This is a genomic window from Oikeobacillus pervagus, assembly GCF_030813365.1.
In the GTDB taxonomy this organism is placed as follows: domain Bacteria; phylum Bacillota; class Bacilli; order Bacillales; family DSM-23947; genus Oikeobacillus; species Oikeobacillus pervagus.
Genome location: NZ_JAUSUC010000010.1, coordinates 26,547 through 43,144 on the forward strand (window position 1 = coordinate 26,547; position 16,598 = coordinate 43,144).

General features: G+C 35.7%; 16 protein-coding genes. 12 read left to right on the top strand and 4 right to left on the bottom strand.

All coding sequences use genetic code 11. From position 1 onward, the window contains the following. Nucleotides 1-142: 142 nt before the first annotated feature. On the top strand, nucleotides 143-1,522 hold the full coding sequence (gene fumC, locus J2S13_RS05540; protein ID WP_307256719.1) for a class II fumarate hydratase: 1,380 nt from the start codon (nucleotides 143-145) through the stop codon (nucleotides 1,520-1,522). Between the two features lie 149 nt (nucleotides 1,523-1,671). Here the strand turns inward: fumC and J2S13_RS05545 are convergent, their stop codons facing one another. Next, nucleotides 1,672-1,887 carry an alpha/beta-type small acid-soluble spore protein gene (locus J2S13_RS05545; protein ID WP_307256720.1) on the bottom strand — a complete coding sequence of 72 codons (216 nt, stop codon included), beginning with the start codon at nucleotides 1,885-1,887 and terminating at the stop codon, nucleotides 1,672-1,674. 273 nt (nucleotides 1,888-2,160) lie between these two features. On the opposite strand from J2S13_RS05545, the gene J2S13_RS05550 reads away from it, so the two are divergent. Both J2S13_RS05550 and J2S13_RS05555 read left to right on the top strand, forming a co-directional pair. After that, nucleotides 2,161-2,412: a hypothetical protein gene (locus J2S13_RS05550; RefSeq protein WP_307256721.1), complete on the top strand. Its 252-nt coding sequence runs from the start codon at nucleotides 2,161-2,163 to the stop codon at nucleotides 2,410-2,412. Between the two features lie 75 nt (nucleotides 2,413-2,487). Next, nucleotides 2,488-2,748, top strand: a complete 261-nt coding sequence (locus tag J2S13_RS05555) for a metal-sensitive transcriptional regulator (protein WP_307256722.1) — start codon at nucleotides 2,488-2,490, stop codon at nucleotides 2,746-2,748. Between the two features lie 67 nt (nucleotides 2,749-2,815). Here the strand turns inward: J2S13_RS05555 and J2S13_RS05560 are convergent, their stop codons facing one another. Both J2S13_RS05560 and J2S13_RS05565 read right to left on the bottom strand, forming a co-directional pair. After that, a complete protein-coding gene (locus J2S13_RS05560) occupies nucleotides 2,816-3,007 on the bottom strand; it encodes a hypothetical protein (RefSeq protein ID WP_307256723.1) in 192 nt (63 codons plus the stop codon). A gap of 72 nt (nucleotides 3,008-3,079) precedes the next feature. Then, nucleotides 3,080-3,292, bottom strand: coding sequence for a YheE family protein (locus J2S13_RS05565; protein ID WP_307256724.1), 213 nt, complete (start codon nucleotides 3,290-3,292; stop codon nucleotides 3,080-3,082). A 331-nt stretch (nucleotides 3,293-3,623) separates the two neighbouring features. Between J2S13_RS05565 and J2S13_RS05570 the strand changes: the two genes are divergently transcribed. The 5 genes from J2S13_RS05570 to J2S13_RS05590 all read left to right on the top strand — a co-directional run bounded on the left by J2S13_RS05570 (nucleotide 3,624) and on the right by J2S13_RS05590 (nucleotide 9,232). Further along, nucleotides 3,624-4,757 (top strand): DUF445 domain-containing protein, encoded by a 1,134-nt coding sequence (locus J2S13_RS05570; protein WP_307256725.1) that lies wholly within the window; start codon nucleotides 3,624-3,626, stop codon nucleotides 4,755-4,757. A gap of 120 nt (nucleotides 4,758-4,877) precedes the next feature. Next, on the top strand, nucleotides 4,878-5,231 hold the full coding sequence (locus J2S13_RS05575) for a YlbF/YmcA family competence regulator (protein ID WP_307256727.1): 354 nt from the start codon (nucleotides 4,878-4,880) through the stop codon (nucleotides 5,229-5,231). A gap of 159 nt (nucleotides 5,232-5,390) precedes the next feature. Then, complete coding sequence (locus tag J2S13_RS05580; RefSeq protein WP_307256728.1) at nucleotides 5,391-6,260, top strand: Cof-type HAD-IIB family hydrolase; 870 nt, start codon at nucleotides 5,391-5,393, stop codon at nucleotides 6,258-6,260. A gap of 432 nt (nucleotides 6,261-6,692) precedes the next feature. Next, on the top strand, nucleotides 6,693-8,213 hold the full coding sequence (locus tag J2S13_RS05585) for a coproporphyrinogen III oxidase (RefSeq protein WP_307256729.1): 1,521 nt from the start codon (nucleotides 6,693-6,695) through the stop codon (nucleotides 8,211-8,213). Between the two features lie 221 nt (nucleotides 8,214-8,434). Next, on the top strand, nucleotides 8,435-9,232 hold the full coding sequence (locus J2S13_RS05590) for an enoyl-CoA hydratase (protein WP_307256730.1): 798 nt from the start codon (nucleotides 8,435-8,437) through the stop codon (nucleotides 9,230-9,232). Nucleotides 9,233-9,503: 271 nt separating this feature from the next. On the opposite strand, the gene J2S13_RS05595 is transcribed toward J2S13_RS05590, so the two are convergent. After that, complete coding sequence (locus J2S13_RS05595) at nucleotides 9,504-9,689, bottom strand: YhzD family protein (RefSeq protein ID WP_307256731.1); 186 nt, start codon at nucleotides 9,687-9,689, stop codon at nucleotides 9,504-9,506. 191 nt (nucleotides 9,690-9,880) lie between these two features. Here J2S13_RS05595 and J2S13_RS05600 point away from each other — a divergent pair, with 191 nt between their 5' ends. The 4 genes from J2S13_RS05600 to J2S13_RS05615 all read left to right on the top strand — a co-directional run bounded on the left by J2S13_RS05600 (nucleotide 9,881) and on the right by J2S13_RS05615 (nucleotide 16,531). Continuing rightward, entirely contained in the window at nucleotides 9,881-10,780 is a 900-nt protein-coding gene (locus tag J2S13_RS05600) for an ABC transporter ATP-binding protein (RefSeq protein WP_307256732.1), read from the top strand. Continuing rightward, complete coding sequence (locus J2S13_RS05605; RefSeq protein ID WP_307256733.1) at nucleotides 10,773-12,020, top strand: ABC transporter permease; 1,248 nt, start codon at nucleotides 10,773-10,775, stop codon at nucleotides 12,018-12,020. The genes J2S13_RS05600 and J2S13_RS05605 overlap by 8 nt, the downstream gene beginning before the upstream one ends. 333 nt (nucleotides 12,021-12,353) lie before the next feature. After that, complete coding sequence (locus tag J2S13_RS05610; protein WP_307256734.1) at nucleotides 12,354-13,574, top strand: metallophosphoesterase family protein; 1,221 nt, start codon at nucleotides 12,354-12,356, stop codon at nucleotides 13,572-13,574. Next, nucleotides 13,571-16,531 (top strand): ATP-binding protein, encoded by a 2,961-nt coding sequence (locus J2S13_RS05615; protein ID WP_307256736.1) that lies wholly within the window; start codon nucleotides 13,571-13,573, stop codon nucleotides 16,529-16,531. The genes J2S13_RS05610 and J2S13_RS05615 overlap by 4 nt, the downstream gene beginning before the upstream one ends. Nucleotides 16,532-16,598: the final 67 nt, after the last annotated feature.

The window sequence follows — 16,598 nt, forward strand, 5'->3', positions numbered from 1 at the left end:
TAAAACCCATACTGCATGAAGTTTCACTTTATTAACAAAAATTGATGCATTATACATGGTAAAAAGGGGAAGAAGAATAAAGGAAGGATCATATTGTTTTGATGAAAGATAAAGAGGATATTTCAAAAGGAGGAATTAACACTTGAAGGAACGTGTGGAAAGAGATACTTTAGGGGAAATAAAAGTTCCTGCAGATAAATATTGGGGGGCACAAACACAAAGAAGTCTTGAAAATTTCAAAATAAGTACAGAAAAAATTCCGATGGAAGTGATTTATGCTTTTGCACAATTAAAAAAAGCGACGGCAACTGTCAATCACCAATTAGGAAAGCTTAGTGAAGAAAAGGAAACAGCTATTGTTCAAGCTTGTGACGAAATTCTCCAAGGAAAATGGAATGAACATTTTCCACTCGCTGTGTGGCAAACGGGAAGTGGTACACAATCGAATATGAATGTGAATGAAGTGATTTCCAGAAGAGGAAATGAGTTCATTCCGAATAAAGATCAACGTCTACATCCAAATGATGATGTGAATATGTCCCAAAGTTCAAATGATACGTTTCCAACAGCTATGCATATAGCGATTTATTCCCAATTACAAGAGCAACTCCTACCATCAATAGATGAAATCGTTCAAACATTAAGAGAAAAAGAAACAAAATATATGGATTTAATTAAAATTGGGCGAACTCACCTTCAAGATGCTACACCTTTAACATTAGGTCAGGAAATATCAGGGTGGAGAATGATGATTGAAAAAAGTAAAAAAATGATTCTGGAAGCAAGTGATCATCTTCTTGATTTAGCAATTGGAGGTACAGCTGTTGGCACAGGAATCAATGCTCATCCACTATTTGGTGGGAAGGTTGCTGAGCAATTATCAAATCAAACGGGATACCCATTCCGCTCATCTGAAAATAAATTTCATGCTTTAACTAGTCATGATGAAATTGTTCACGTTCACGGAGCATTAAAAGCGCTTGCGGTAGATTTAATGAAGATTGCAAATGATGTACGCTGGTTAGCAAGCGGGCCAAGAAGTGGAATTGGCGAGTTAGCAATCCCTGCAAACGAACCTGGTAGCTCGATCATGCCAGGAAAAGTAAATCCAACTCAAAGTGAAGCGATGACGATGATCGTAACCCAAATTATTGGAAATGACACGACCATCGGATTTGCCGCCAGCCAAGGAAATTTTGAATTAAATGTATTCAAACCGGTTATTATATATAATGTTTTACAAACCATCCGTTTATTGGCAGACGGAATAAGATCATTTAATGAGAAATGTATGATCGGGTTAGAGGCAAACAAAGAAATAATTGCCGAGCACGTCCAAAATTCACTAATGCTCGTCACCGCCTTAAATCCCCATATAGGGTATGAAAAAGCAGCAGAAATCGCAAAAAAAGCCTTTAACGAAGGAACCACACTAAAAGAAGCAGCATTAAAAAGTGGTTACCTCACAAACGAACAATATAACCAATGGGTCGACCCCAAAAAAATGGTCCATTTGAAATAGAAAAGCGAAGGCGACTGCCAAGCGGCGCCAAGCATCCGTTCGGCGGACGAGTGCCAAGGAGCCTGCCATGACAATAAAGAAAAAATAATTGAGCCCTTGAGAGATCTCAAGGGCTCTAGCCATTAAATATAAAATTGTTAGGGTGTCAATTATTGACCTTGGAAGCCATTAAGTTGTTGTTGAGCCATAGAAACTAGACGTTTCGTAATTTCTCCACCAACTGATCCGTTTGCACGAGAAGTAGAATCTGCTCCAAGTTGTACTCCAAACTCTTGAGCAATTTCAAATTTCATTTGGTCAATTGCTTGTTGTGCTCCTGCTACTAATAATTCGTTACTGTTACGTCCGCCACTATTGTTTGGCATATTCTGTCATCTCCTTGGTGTATTTTATGGTTGGGCTAGTTGGAATTGCACCAACTCACATGTATTGTGACCACTATGGTTAACCCAGTAATTTAATTGGTCGCTGTTTGGTGTTGCTGTGTTGTTACTAAGTATTATGGTTTTTTTTTAGCCATTTATTCGAATGTTTTAGCCGGTAATTATTCCCACTGAATGACTGTATTTACACATACATAATTCATCATTCAACAGAAAGGATAAAAATATACAAATAATCATAAGTGGTGATGAAAGATGGGAATATGTTTATTATGCAATGGTTTAAATGATATCCATATTGAGTGTCATCAATGTAATGAGAAAATGATTGACAGAGGGAAAATATTTGATTACTTCGATGATTACAACGCTTATATGGATTTTCGCCAAATGTTGCTAGTCGATGGGGATCCGGAAAGTACGAGAAAAAATCAATGTCAACATGTATTCTATTGCCCGATGTGTGAAGAAACTCAAGTTTATAAAGTATCGATGACAAAGAAATAATCCGCATAAAGGTGATTGCATTCATTAAGGGAATTATATAGACTAAAGTTAATGAATAAATTCGAGGTGGCAATCATGAAATATAATCGAGAAATCAAAAATCGATTGAGCAGGTTAGAAGGCCAAGTTCGCGGAGTAATCAAAATGATGGAAGAAGATAAGCAATGCAAAGATGTAGTGACCCAACTTTCTGCTATTAGGTCAGCCGTAGACCGTGCATTAGGCCTGATCGTAGCAAAAAATTTAGAAAGTTGTATTCGCGAAGCAAATGAACAGGGGCAAAATACAGAAGAGGCCATTCAAGAAGCAGTGAATATGCTTGTCAAAAGTCGATAAATATATACTTATAAACAGAGCGGGGCCCATTTCTATAGGAAAAAGCGAACCATTTAGGTTCGCTTTTTTAATCATTAATATTTGGGGGATCTTCATCACCAAGTTCATGAATCTCACCAATGTTAACGGAATCTGCTCTCATATGAACAGATCCACCAGACATTCCTTCGTTAATCATGCGATCAATATCTAAATAAGCTTGACCTCTACCTTCATATTGCGTGTCAGGTAAAAAATTATATTCTTTATCTTTTCCCAATAGAAAAACCTCCTTTACTATCATTTTTTCATTGTAAAGGAGGTTTTATTCATTGGGTATTGATAGGAAAAACTATCCATCGTAAACATGGTAAAGCATTAATTCATGAATTTGTCTCTCTAATAATTGCTTTTCTTCAGAACTTTGAGGGAGCTGTTGCCATTCAATCGATCCATTCCCATGATAAGTTCCGGTGTAATGAATATTTTGGTAATAAAACGAAAATCCCCAACCCGGAATTTCTCTTGCTTTATACAAAGGTTTGTACTGAAAATGAAGTAGCATTTGATCACCCCTTAGATTTATTTTAAATGGTTTTGAAAGAAACAGCTAGGGTCCGTAGTCTTAAATATCTTATTATTAAGAATATAGTCTTTTCGATAAAGATTATTAAAAAAATTTTAGGATAAGGAAAACCATTATTCTGATTTGCTATTCATCTGTTGATGGTTTTATAATATAATGGTACATTCTTCGGCAAAATATGACCATTCTTGTGGAATGTACAATAAAATGAATGAAAAAGCTTCAGTGAAAAGAAATGTTCTTTATAGCGTTTTTCTGTATGAAGGACAAGTTTGAAGGTAGTAAATGTTTGGAAAGGTGAAGAATAATCATGGATCCATTTTTTCTTTTTTTATTTATGGTCATAGTTGGTGCTGTGATTGGGGGAATGACAAATTCGATTGCGATTCAAATGTTATTTCGCCCTTATAAAGCATTCTACATAGGAAAATGGCGGATGCCTTTCACTCCTGGACTTATTCCAAAGCGTAGGGGGGAATTGGCAGAGCAATTAGGTAAAATTGTTTCAACCCATCTACTTACCCCAGAAAGTATCCAAAATAAATTCCAAGATGAACAGTTTCAAAAGGAAATGACCCAGTTAGTGCAAGCGGAAATCACGAGATTTTTCTCTTCCAAAAAAACAGTTGCGGAATGGTTGCAATATGTTCAAATTCAAGAACCAGAACAGAAAACCATCGAATGGGTGGATAAATGGTTAGATGGTGAATATCATAACTTAAAAAGAACATTATCTTCTAAAACACTTGGGTCCACATTACCGAAAGAATGGAAGCAAAAAGTGGATGAGAAAATTCCAGATGTAACGGATTATATTTTACAAAAAGCGGTTGATTATTTTTCAAGTGAAGACGGAAACCAACTCATAAAAAAAATGATTGATGAATTTTTTATGGGACGTGGAAAGCTTGGAAATATGTTGCAAATGTTTTTAGGAAACACGTCACTTGCCGACAAGATCCAACCAGAAATTATTAAATTTCTAAAAAGTGATGGGACGAAGGAACTTCTAAATTCATTATTGAAAAAGGAATGGGAAGAATTCAGTCATAGAGATTGGAATTGGATATTTGCTCAAATTTCTGAAGAAGCACTCGTTAGAAAAGGGAAAGAGTGGATTATTCAGCGCCTTCCAGTTCAAAAAGTATTTCAACGTTCATTAGGAGAAATCCTTATGCCTTATAAAAATAAAATAGTGGAGGAAGTCACTCCAAAGCTTGTCGTCAAAAGTGGTACGTATTTAGCTTCTCGAGTACAGACGATTATGGAGAAGCTTCATATTTCGAAAATTGTAAAAGAACAGGTCGAATCTTTTTCAGTTAAACGATTAGAACAAATGGTTCTAGAAATATCCCGGAAGGAACTAAAAATGATAACATTTTTAGGAGCACTCCTAGGTGGAATCATCGGTGGGATACAATCGATTATAGTGATGGTTCTATAACGGAGTTCAACATTAGGAAAAGAAATAGAGAAAGGGATAAATTCGCATTGTTTAACATAATTTGTTATAGTGAAGAAATGCAAGTTATGTTATGGTAGCTATTTTTTAGGAGGTCAGAATATGAGCGTAAATTTATTTGATTATGCCTATGATTTAGAGAAAGCGTTAAGAAAGAGCAATGAGTACGGACAGTTGAAAAGTCTATATGAACAAGTGAATGCAGACTCGGAAGCAAGAACGCTCTTTACTCAATTTCGTGATATTCAAATGCAATTGCAAGAAAAACAAATGATGGGTCAAGATATTTCAGAGGAAGAAGTACAAAATGCGCAAAATACCGTACAACAAGTACAGCAGCATCCATTAATTTCACAATTAATGGAAGCAGAACAGCGTATGAGCATGGCAATTGCAGAATTAAATAAAATCATCATGAAGCCTCTTGAAGAATTATATGGACCAATGAATGGTTAAAAATAAAGAAAAAAGAAACACCTTCGTTTTTCAGAAGGTGTTTCTTTTTTAACTTCCGACTCCCACCACGAAAGGTTGCGTTTTCTAATATTCTGTTCTATTTCCTTGTTTTTTCTCATACATGTAAAATAGGTGACACCATAAGAAGGGGGAACATCTATGGTTTATCGTCTATTAGCTGTCAATATAGATGGAACGCTTGTTCAGGATAATGGCAGAATTCATAAATTGACAAAAGAAGCCATTAGATATGTACAAAATAAAGGGATTTATATCGGTTTAATTTCATCGCGTCATTATCATTCCGTAAAAAAAATTGCTAAGTCATTAAAGGCCGATAGCATCATCATTTCTCATCAGGGGGCTTTTACAGCATCACAAGTGGATAAACCTGTGTTTGTTAAAAGAATTAATGAGGAAATTACCTTTGACTTAGTACGTTTTCTTGAATCATTTTATTGCCAAATTCGATTAGTTCATGATGATTTTTCAATCAGTAATAAAGTGAAATCCCCGGATTCATTAATTGGAAAAACGATTTGGCAACGAACAAGTCGTAATTTCTACGCACAGTATTTTGTTGATTCTTTAAGCGACCATATTGAAAAGGATCCAGTATCTCCACCGAAGATAGAAGTGAACTTTGACAATACTTCTGATCTTTTGGATGCAAAAAAGGCGATGGAAGGAATGTATGATGAGGTAGATATCATTTTAACAGAGAATTTAAAGTTTGATATCGTTCCTCGAGGAGTATCAAAATTAAACGGACTAATCAATATATGTGAGAAAATTGGGATTCAAATGAATGAAATCGTGATGATTGGATCCGGAGTGGATGATATTCCACTCATAAAAAAGGCAGGCTTAGGTGTAGCGATGGGCAATGCACCAGATGAAGTGAAACGACAAGCAGATTGGGTGACAAGATCGAATCAAGATCATGGTGTTAGTTATGTCGTTAAGGAATTATTTCGTAGACAACAACCGATCCGCTTCTTACAGAAGATGAATATGATTGATAAATAATGGAATGAAACGTGGGGAGAAAAGCGGCATCTTTCTTCCTTTTTTTATTGTATTGGAAACTATAACCATTTAGAATGGTGACTCCCCTACGTCTTTTCTCTACGATAAGTCAACGAAGGACCTTGCTCTCGTCTCTATTATCTCAGTCACAAAGCCTACGAAATTCGTACGCCGATGTGCAAGGCGCTTCTGCTTTTGATGTCGTCTAGCTTCAGCGCCTATCGTCTAGCGAATTTCTACGTTTTCTCCCTACGATAAGTCAACATTGGCTCGTGGGATGCCTCGCCGTGTTTCCTTTATCTCAGTCGAAAACTTCAAAATTCGTACGCCGATGTGCAAGGCGCTTCCGCTTTTGTTTTTATTGACCAAAAAGTACATATTCAGTACACTTATAAAAGTTTAAGTTACGAAAAAAAGTGAAGGTGACTCCTATTGCGTATTAAAATAAATGGTTTGCAGGACGAACGGTATCATCGCCCACTACAATTAATTGCAAATCTATTCTTTGAAGAAGCAGAATTAATCATAAACGATCAAAGCGATTATACGATTCAAGTGGATTTTCTAGTACAAGAAAAAGAAGAGCATCTAATTGCCGGAAAAGCAACACTTCTTGTAAATGGAACGCATCAAACATTTCATTCACAAATGGATAAGGAAGTGCAAGCATTCTTAAATGAAAAAGAGTACTTCAGGCAATTGAAAAATGTTGTCTCCCATCTTTATTTAGATGTACTCCAACAATATACAGGTATTCAACAAAAATGGGGATTTCTAACAGGAATTCGCCCGACAAAACTTCTTCATAAATTGAACAGAAAAAATATTTCCTCCGAAGATGCTCGAATACATTTAAAAACAAACTATATGATTACAGACGAAAAGATTCAGCTTATGCAAAGAATTTTAGAACGTCAACTGAAGATGGTCCCAGACCTTTACCAGCTCCAAAATGAGGTAAGCATTTATATTGGAATTCCTTTCTGTCCAACGAAATGTGCATACTGTACATTCCCGGCCTATGCCATTCAAGGAAAACTTGGAAAAGTCGATTCTTTCTTATTCGGACTCCATTATGAGATGCGTGAAATTGGAAAATGGCTTCAAGAAAAAGGAATTCGAATTACAACGGTCTATTATGGGGGAGGAACACCGACATCGATCACTGCTGAAGAAATGGATGTATTATATGAAACGATGTATCAATCTTTCCCGGATGTTGATCATATTCGTGAGATCACGGTAGAGGCAGGAAGACCAGATACGATCACTCCGGAAAAACTCGAAGTATTGAAAAAATGGAAGATTGATCGTATTAGCATTAACCCACAATCTTATACTCAAGAAACATTAAAAGCGATTGGGCGTCACCATACAGTTGAAGAGACGGTTGAAAAGTATCATTTAGCGAAAGAAATGGGAATGAAAAACATCAATATGGATTTAATTATCGGTCTTCCTGGTGAAGGAGTCGAGCAATTCCAACACACTTTGGATGAGACAGAAAAATTAATGCCAGAATCTTTAACCGTCCATACGTTATCCTTCAAACGAGCATCAGAAATGACAAAAAATAAGGAAAAATATAAAGTAGCGGCTCGTACCGAAATTGAAAAGATGATGTCAATGGCTGAAAACTGGACAAATAATCATGGCTACGTTCCTTACTATTTATATCGTCAAAAAAATATTTTAGGTAACTTGGAGAATGTCGGGTATTCTTTACCTGGACAAGAAAGTATTTACAATATCATGATTATGGAAGAAGTCCAAACCATTATCGGAATTGGTTGTGGGGCAGCAAGTAAATTTATCCATCCAATCACAGGGAAAATCGAGCATTTTTCCAATCCAAAAGATCCGAAATCATATAATGAGAGGTTTGAGGAATACACGCAGAAAAAGATCGATAAATTAAATCAATTATTTTTATCTGACCTTAATAGGCAGTAAAACCTCCACCTCAAAATGATTTGAAAAACAAAGAAAATAGGTGGAGGATTACGGCCCCTAAAGGTCCGATAAGTTCAATTAACATTCAGTGGAGGGTGAAGAAAACCCCCACTGAATGATGTTTCACTTTATAGGAAATTTCAGTTAATAATGTAAATTTTCAAAAAATGTATACAATATTATTTGAAAATTTAGTATCCTTGAATGAGGAGGGATCAGCTATGGAAACAAAAGAAAAAAATGAAACCGTTTTATTGCAGATTAAAGATTCTGTTGCTTTAGTAACACTTAATCGACCAGAAACATTAAATGCTCTCAATGTTGATATGTTGAAGGAGTTCGTATTAGTTTTGAAAGATTTAAGTGTACGTGAAGATGTGAAAATAGTTGTGTTAAAAGGAGAGGGGCGAGCATTTTCATCTGGTGGAGATATTAAGGGAATGTTAGCGGAACTTACAAGTAAAGAGCAATTTTCTTCTGTGATGGATACGATCAGTGAGTTAGTCATGACGCTTTATACGATCCCGGCCGTTACGATTTCTGCTATTCACGGAGCGGCCGCTGGTTTAGGATTAAGCCTTGCATTAGCTACTGATTATGTACTTTGTGAGGAAAATAGTAAACTAGCGATGAACTTCATTGGAATTGCTTTAATCCCTGATGGTGGTGGCCATTTCTTAATGGAAAGACGAGTAGGAGAAGTAAAGGCGAAACAAATTATCTGGGAAGGAAAAGTGATGTCAGGAGTGGAAGCGGTTTCTATTGGTTTAGTAGATCAATCGATTCCTAAGGAAAACTTTGAAGAGAAAGTTCAAGAAGTAATTGAAGCTTATAAACGAAAACCTTTACAAGCAATGATTGAGACGAAAAAAATCTTAGCAGAATTAAGCAGACCGACTTTGCTTAAAGCATTAGAATTAGAGAAACAAGCCCAATGGAAAATGAGACAGACAAAGGATCACAAAGAGGGAATACAAGCTTTTATTGAAAAACGCCCACCACGTTTTATCGGTGAATAAGTTAAAGGCTACACTGAATGAATTTTCATTCAGTGTAGCCTTTATCATCTATAAAGTTCAAGAGCCATTTTACGTAGATGAATGGGTAATATTTGCCCACGACTTAAAGAAGTAAAAAGACGAAACGCTTAAAGTGTAAGGCGAAGTATTCGCAAGAAAGCTCGGGCGGTTTCTTGCGTCAGGAAAAAACCACTGAATATGGCACTAAAGGTATGGTTATGATACCGAGTTTAACTAATCAGTGGGGATCCCCCACTGAAGGAAGTTCTACTTATACATGGAATAATAATAATTTTCCAGCAGGTGAAGTACAACGATGTGTTTTTTCTAGAAGCCCTTTTTCGGCAAGAATCTGTTCGCCCTTTACTTTTGCTTCATTATCGTTGTTTGCTTCTAATACTTCATCAAGAATCTTTTCTCCATTTTTCTCAAAAGCTGTTAATTTATAAGTTTTCATTGTAAGTCCCCTTTCTAAAAAACATTTTAAAGGAAAAATATTTTCTATATGAAATGATCGTGGCTCTATTATCTTTATTTTTGCACAATTTCTGCATTTTGCAAATCTTTTATGTGATATTTTACAAATATTTCAGAAAAAGTGAACCTTCTCTTCGTTTTGTTCGTAATAACAAATAGAGGAGTGATGAGATGACACTACAATTGGAAAAAGTAACGAAAATATTTGGAAATTTTACAGCAGTGGATGGGCTATCGTTAATGATTCCAGAAGGGGAAATATTTGGATTTCTAGGAGCGAACGGAGCCGGGAAAACGACGACATTCCGAATGATCCTAGGGTTGCTTGAACCGACTTCAGGTCAGATTACTTGGAACCGTCAAACAATTAATTATTCAACAAGTCCTTATATTGGTTATTTACCTGAAGAACGCGGTTTGTACCCAAAAATGAAAGTAAAGGACCAAGTCGTTTATCTTGCTAGATTAAGAGGGATGGATAAAGATCAGGCTGGAAAAGAAGTGGATCGCTGGCTAGAACGATTTCAGATTCCGCAATATAAGAATAAAAAAATTGAAGAACTTTCAAAAGGAAATCAACAAAAAATTCAATTTATTACAGCGGTCGTACATCAACCCAAATTATTAATCCTTGATGAGCCTTTTAGTGGTCTGGACCCTGTCAATGTAGAGCAATTAAAACAAGCCGTCCTGGAAATTAAAGAACAAGGGACAACGATTGTATTTTCAAGCCATCGCATGGAGCATGTGGAAGAATTATGCGAGCATTTATGTATTATGCAAAAAGGTGTTCCGGTTGTTCATGGAGGATTAAGGGAAATTAAGCGTTCATTTGGGAAGAAAAATGTCACGATCTCAGCCGACTTTGACCTTTCATTTTTGCAAGAATGTGCAGGCGTTCTAAAATATAAGAAAACAACAGAAGGAATGACCCTTCAAGTTGAAGGAGAAGAAGTGGCGCAAACATTATTTAAGGAGCTGCATGGAAAAGGTTTCGTGCGGAAGTTTGAGCTGGAAGAACCATCTTTAAATGATATCTTTATTGAGAAAGTAGGTGCTTCCTATGAATAATTTTTGGATTATTTTATCCCATTCTTACATGAATAAATTTAAATCAAAAGCTTTTATCATCACGACATTATTAGTAGCTGCGGGTATCTTGCTATTATCGAATATTGAAAAAATTATTTCTGTTTTTGATGATGAAACCGGTGATCAAATAGCTGTAATTGATGAAAGTGGGACTTTATTTGAATCTTATAAACAGCATGTAAAAACTATCTCAAAAGATATTCAATTATCAAAGGTAACGAAATCTGAAGAGGAATTAAAAAAAGAAATAGAAAAAGATACATATGAGGGGTACTTAATTTTATCATTAGGCGAAGATCATTTACCTAAAGGAGTTTATAAGGCACAGACGGTTTCAAACTCTTCTATTGCTGATGATTTGCAACTTGCCCTTCAAGGATTTAAAAGTAATGTAGCGGCCACTCAACTTAATCTAAATGCGGAACAATTACAAACGCTTAATGGACCTGCGTCTTTCGAAAAAATTGCGTTAGAAGAAGGGGCTAAAACGGAAGAAGAACTGGCTCAGGCACAAATTTTGGTGTATGTTTTACTTTTCTTCATTTATTTTGCGGTCATTATGTACGCAAACATGATTGCGACAGAAGTAGCTATTGAAAAGTCATCTCGTGTGATGGAAATTTTGATTTCTAGTGTATCGCCTGTTAAACAAATGTTTGCAAAAATCTTAGGTGTAGGGCTTCTTGGCTTAACACAGATGTTGATTTGGATTGCAATTGGCTATTTTATGATGAAACAGCAAGCAGATAGCTCCATATTAAAGGAAGTCATTGGACTTGATCAGACACCTGTTTCAACGATCGTCTATGCTTTAGTATTCTTTGCATTAGGTTATTTCCTATATGCTACGTTGGCAGCCTTTTTAGGATCACTAGTAAGTCGCTTAGAAGATGCTCAACAAATGGTCATGCCGATGACATTCTTAATCATGATTGGTTTCTTTATCGCTATGTTTGGATTAAACAATCCAGAAGCTCCTTTTGTGACGATTTCTTCTTATATTCCATTTTTCACACCAATGATTATGTTCATGAGAGTAGGAATGGTCAATATCCCAACATGGGAGGCCTTACTTGGAATTGGAATATTAGTTGTTTCCATTATTATTCTCGCCATCATTGGTGCAAGAGTGTATCGTGGTGGTGTATTAATGTACGGAAACTCAAATTCTTTTAAAGATATTAAGAAAGCACTACAATTAACGAAAAAAAATTCGTAAAAACAAAAGCGAAAGCGCCTTGTTCATCGGCGTACGGATTTTGAAATCTTTGACTTATCGTAGGGAAAAGATGTAGAAATTCGCTAGCCGATAGGCGCTGAAGCTGGATGGAAACAAAAGCGGAAATGCAGCAGGTCTGGGGTACGGATTTTGAAGCCTTTGACTGAGATAAAGGAAACACATTGAATGATTGTTTCATTTTATACTTTCGTAAGTAAGCTATGAAAAAAGCACCGACAACTTTCTGTTGGTGCTTTTACTTTTAAAGAAAAACATTATACAATAGAACATATATTCGATTTATTAAAACAGTTTTAAATAGAGGGATACCGAATGAAAAATATTCATTTTATTCATTGTGCAGATCTGCATTTAGATAGTCCATTTTTAGGTCTGCAACATTTACCGAAAGAGTTATTTAAACGAATTCAAGAAAGTACTTTTCGTTCCTTCGAAAATATTGTCAATGAAGCGATTGAGCGAAAAGTGGACTTTCTTCTTATTTCAGGGGATTTATATGATGGGGAAGATCGAAGCATAAAAGCACAAGCACGGTTCCGGAAACAAATGGAAAGATTGTATGAGGTTCATATCCCAGTCTATATGATTCATGGGAATCATGATCATTTAAGCGGGCAATGGATCACCATTGAAATGCCTGATAATGTTCATCTTTTTTCCTCACAAGTTGAAAGCAAACTTTTCCAAAAGGGAGATACTACTGTCAAATTATACGGGTTTAGTTATGAGGAACGCCATATTTGGGAAAAGAAAATTCAATATTATCAGAAGCAGGAGGAAGCTGATTTTCATATTGGACTGCTCCATGGAAGTATGGAAGGGGGAGAGACGGCACATCAACCGTATTCTCCATTCACTATACATGAATTAGTATCCAAAGGTTTTGATTACTGGGCACTGGGACATATTCATCAACAACAAGTTATACATAAAGATCCTTTTATTGTTTATCCCGGAAATATTCAAGGGAGATATCGAAAAGAAAGGGGACAAAAGGGCTGTTATGAGATATCTCTGTCAGAATATGGTGCAGAGTTAAATTTTATTGAAACTTGCGATATTGTTTGGGAAAAGGTGAAAATATCTCTTACAAGTGATCAAACTTTTCATTCATTTTTTATTCAATGCGAAGAGATAATGAATCAATATCGGAAGTCACATCAAGGAGTATTATTAGAAATTGTACTTGAAAATGTACAAGATCAGGAAATTCTAAAGAAAATTCTATCGGATGAAATGATTGAGCTGCTTACAGATGGGGAAGAACATGAAGATTCATTCGTATGGGTTTACCAAATTCAAATTCAATCGCAACAAAAACTAGAGAACTTTTATCATCCTTTTTTTAATGAATTTGAGAGACAATTGGAAAGCTTAACAGCAGATGATTGGGAAGAAGCATTGTCATTATATTTTCATCCTAAAGCCCGTCGCTTTCTCTCCCCATTAACAGTGGAGGAGAAAATCCATTTTCTTGAAGAGTCAAAAAATTATATTGGAATGGAAGTACAAAAGGGAGGGAAACATTCATGAAAATCCTTTCCTTACATATATATGCATATGGAAAGTTAGAAGATTATCACCTATCGGATATTCCTAATTTACAGGTGATCTACGGTAAAAATGAAGCAGGAAAATCTACGCTGATGTCATTTATTCATAGTATCCTTTTTGGCTTTCCCACTAAGCAGCAAGCAAAACAAAGATATGAACCAAAAACCCATACAAAATATGGCGGGGTCATGAAGATCAACAGCAAAACATATGGAACGGCCGTCATTGAAAGGATCAAAGGAAGGTCGCCGGAAGAAGTGATTGTACGATTAGAAGATGGCAGGACAGGTGGAGAAGATTTTTTAAAAGAAATTCTTCATGGGATGAACGAACACTTCTATCGAAATATCTTCTCTTTCGATGTTCATGGATTACAAAAAATTCATCAGTTAAAGGAAGAGGATATCGGAAGGTTTTTATTTTCTGCCAGTGCTTCTGGAACGGATGCTCTTCTAAAAATCGAGAATGAATTACAAAAAGAAATGGAAAAGTTATTTAAACCTAATGGAAGAAATCCGGTGATCAATAAACAAATTCAGCGACTTAGAGAATTAGAGCAGCAGTTAAAGAATGGCAAGAAGAAAAATGATCAATATGGGAAGGTCATCATCAAAATAGAAGAGTTGCAGCATGAAATAAACCATCTTTTGTCTGAAGAAAAAAAGATTCGGGAAGAACGCTCTTCTATCCAACAGATTGAATCATTATGGCCTATTTATGTGGAGAAAATCGAAATAGAGAGGAAATTAGAGCCGTTGCAAGCTATTGTATTTCCTATCGATGGTTTGGATCGTTTTGAAAACTTTCAACAAAGGCGACTTCACTTGCAAGCGTCCTTAGATGCCGCATTAGAAGAGCAAAATAAAATAACAGATGAATTGAATCAGCGGGAAAAAGAAATCATCACTACAGAAGATGAAGCAAATATCCAGAAAATAATCGAGACGAAGCCGCAATATCAACAATGGCTTATCGATCAAAACAGGCTAGAACAGAAGAAAGCCGAAGTCGAAGGAGAAATTAATAGGATCCAATCAGATCTTCATTTTTATGAAGTGAGTGAAGAAGAGGTAGCTAGTTTAAATACGGGCATAGAGATGAAAGGTCGATTAAAAAAGGGGATCCAAAATCATTTCATGCTGAAAAATCGATTAGATGAATACATAGAAAGATTAAAGATGATCGACCAGCAGATCAAAGTAATAGAAGAACAGTGCTCTCAAATTGAAAATCAGTTATTGCCAGAGCAAGAATTTCGGACATTGCAAACGAGAGTGAATGAAAAGCATATCGATACATTACAACAAAAATACGAATGGACGAAAAGTCAATTAAATCAAGTAGAACAGCAAAAATCAGCAGAAGAAAGATTTCGTAAAAATGAGCAAAAACAATTCAAGATGATCATTTCATTTATTCTTGGAATTTTCCTATTATCCTCTGCTTTCGCCATCGTATTTAACCGGTGGGAATTACTGATGATCGGGGTTATTGCTCTCATTCTTTTATTTCTCATCAAAAGAGGGGCGAAATCGAACAAAATTCACCTCCCTCAAGATCAAGAGATCCGAGCTGAATTAGTGGAATTAGAGGAAAAGATCAATCAATATGAACAACCCGCTAATCAATTATTGCGTCATCAACTCAAGCAGCAACAACAACTTCGAGAACAATGGAAACAGCTCATCCTAACATTAGAAAAAGATGAACGTGAAAAAGAACAATGGTCAGATCGATATCAACAAATCCATCAAGATGTAATCGAAAATGAAGAGGTCTTAATGGAATTAAAAAACGAGCTATTCTTGTCGACAGAAATGGAATGGTCGATGATGGAAGAAGCTTTTGATGAAATTGTTCAACTGAAAGAATTACAAAGGATAAAAAAGGCATATGAAAAACAATTAGCTGAAAACGAAATCAATCTTCAAGAATTCAGACTTTTGATGGAAAAGACGGCAAATAATTATGATATTCATACGAAAAATGAAAATGAACTCTTCGTACGTTTGAAAGATATGCAGCTGAGAAGTCAGGAAGGACAATTACATAGGAAAGAACTCATAAAAAAACAGAAAGAACTAGAACAGCAAATAAGAAGATTGAAAAAGGAAAAGCAAGAAATCGATCAAGAAATCCATACCTTGTTTACAATCGCATCTATAGAAAATGAAGAGGATTTTCGGTTGCAGGCTCAGCGTAACAAGGAGAAAGAGAAGCTTGCGGAAAAATTAGTTTTATTAAAAGAACAGCTCCCAAAGGATCCAATCCTGATAGAAAAATGGACTGAATCTGATCTTCAAAAAAAGAAGGAAGATTTGAGAGCACAACTAGAAACATGTTTACAAAAGATCAAGTTACATCAAGAACAACTAGCGGCCTTAAACTATGAAAAAAATATTCTTGAGGAAGGGGGTACCTATTCAAATATTTTACATGAATTCCACCAACAAAAATCAATTCTTAATAAGCAAGCAAAAAAATGGGCGCAATTAGCCATAACCAAGTATTCATTTTTGAAAACGATGGATCAATATAAACAAAAGAAATTACCAGCTATCATCCAGTATGCAGAGAAGTTTTTATTTATTTTAACTAATGGCCAATATATTCGCTTATTTGTAGAGGAAAATGGAGTGTTTAAAGTGGAGCGGAATGATGGGATGTTTTTTGATATGCAAGAGCTAAGTCAGGCGACAGGGGAACAAGTCTACACTTCCTTAAGATTTGCCTTAGCCCATGTGTTGCAGCCAGAGTTCCCATACCCGATTATTATCGATGATGGGTTTGTTCATTTTGATCATCAACGAACCAAAGCCGTTATCGATTTAATAAAAGAGTTAAGCCGCTCATCCCAGGTGCTCATTTTTACCTGTCATAAACATTTAATTGATCACTTTAAACCAGAACAAATTTATGTAATGGCTGAATATTAATGCATCTTTAGGATTCATGAGGAAGGATGCTTCACAAATATGATATAATTTTCACTAAAGAGATAGT

Bases quoted from the DNA above. Each gene is read 5' to 3' on its own strand.
- J2S13_RS05545 (WP_307256720.1), bottom strand. From the start codon at position 1,887: ATGCCAAACAATAGTGGCGGACGTAACAGTAACGAATTATTAGTAGCA.
- J2S13_RS05595 (WP_307256731.1), bottom strand. From the start codon at position 9,689: ATGAAAACTTATAAATTAACAGCTTTTGAGAAAAATGGAGAAAAGATT.
- J2S13_RS05600 (WP_307256732.1), top strand. From the start codon at position 9,881: ATGACACTACAATTGGAAAAAGTAACGAAAATATTTGGAAATTTTACA.
- J2S13_RS05565 (WP_307256724.1), bottom strand. From the start codon at position 3,292: ATGCTACTTCATTTTCAGTACAAACCTTTGTATAAAGCAAGAGAAATT.
- J2S13_RS05615 (WP_307256736.1), top strand. From the start codon at position 13,571: ATGAAAATCCTTTCCTTACATATATATGCATATGGAAAGTTAGAAGAT.
- J2S13_RS05570 (WP_307256725.1), top strand. From the start codon at position 3,624: ATGGATCCATTTTTTCTTTTTTTATTTATGGTCATAGTTGGTGCTGTG.
- J2S13_RS05575 (WP_307256727.1), top strand. From the start codon at position 4,878: ATGAGCGTAAATTTATTTGATTATGCCTATGATTTAGAGAAAGCGTTA.
- J2S13_RS05605 (WP_307256733.1), top strand. From the start codon at position 10,773: ATGAATAATTTTTGGATTATTTTATCCCATTCTTACATGAATAAATTT.
- J2S13_RS05610 (WP_307256734.1), top strand. From the start codon at position 12,354: ATGAAAAATATTCATTTTATTCATTGTGCAGATCTGCATTTAGATAGT.
- J2S13_RS05550 (WP_307256721.1), top strand. From the start codon at position 2,161: ATGGGAATATGTTTATTATGCAATGGTTTAAATGATATCCATATTGAG.
- J2S13_RS05580 (WP_307256728.1), top strand. From the start codon at position 5,391: ATGGTTTATCGTCTATTAGCTGTCAATATAGATGGAACGCTTGTTCAG.
- J2S13_RS05590 (WP_307256730.1), top strand. From the start codon at position 8,435: ATGGAAACAAAAGAAAAAAATGAAACCGTTTTATTGCAGATTAAAGAT.
- J2S13_RS05555 (WP_307256722.1), top strand. From the start codon at position 2,488: ATGAAATATAATCGAGAAATCAAAAATCGATTGAGCAGGTTAGAAGGC.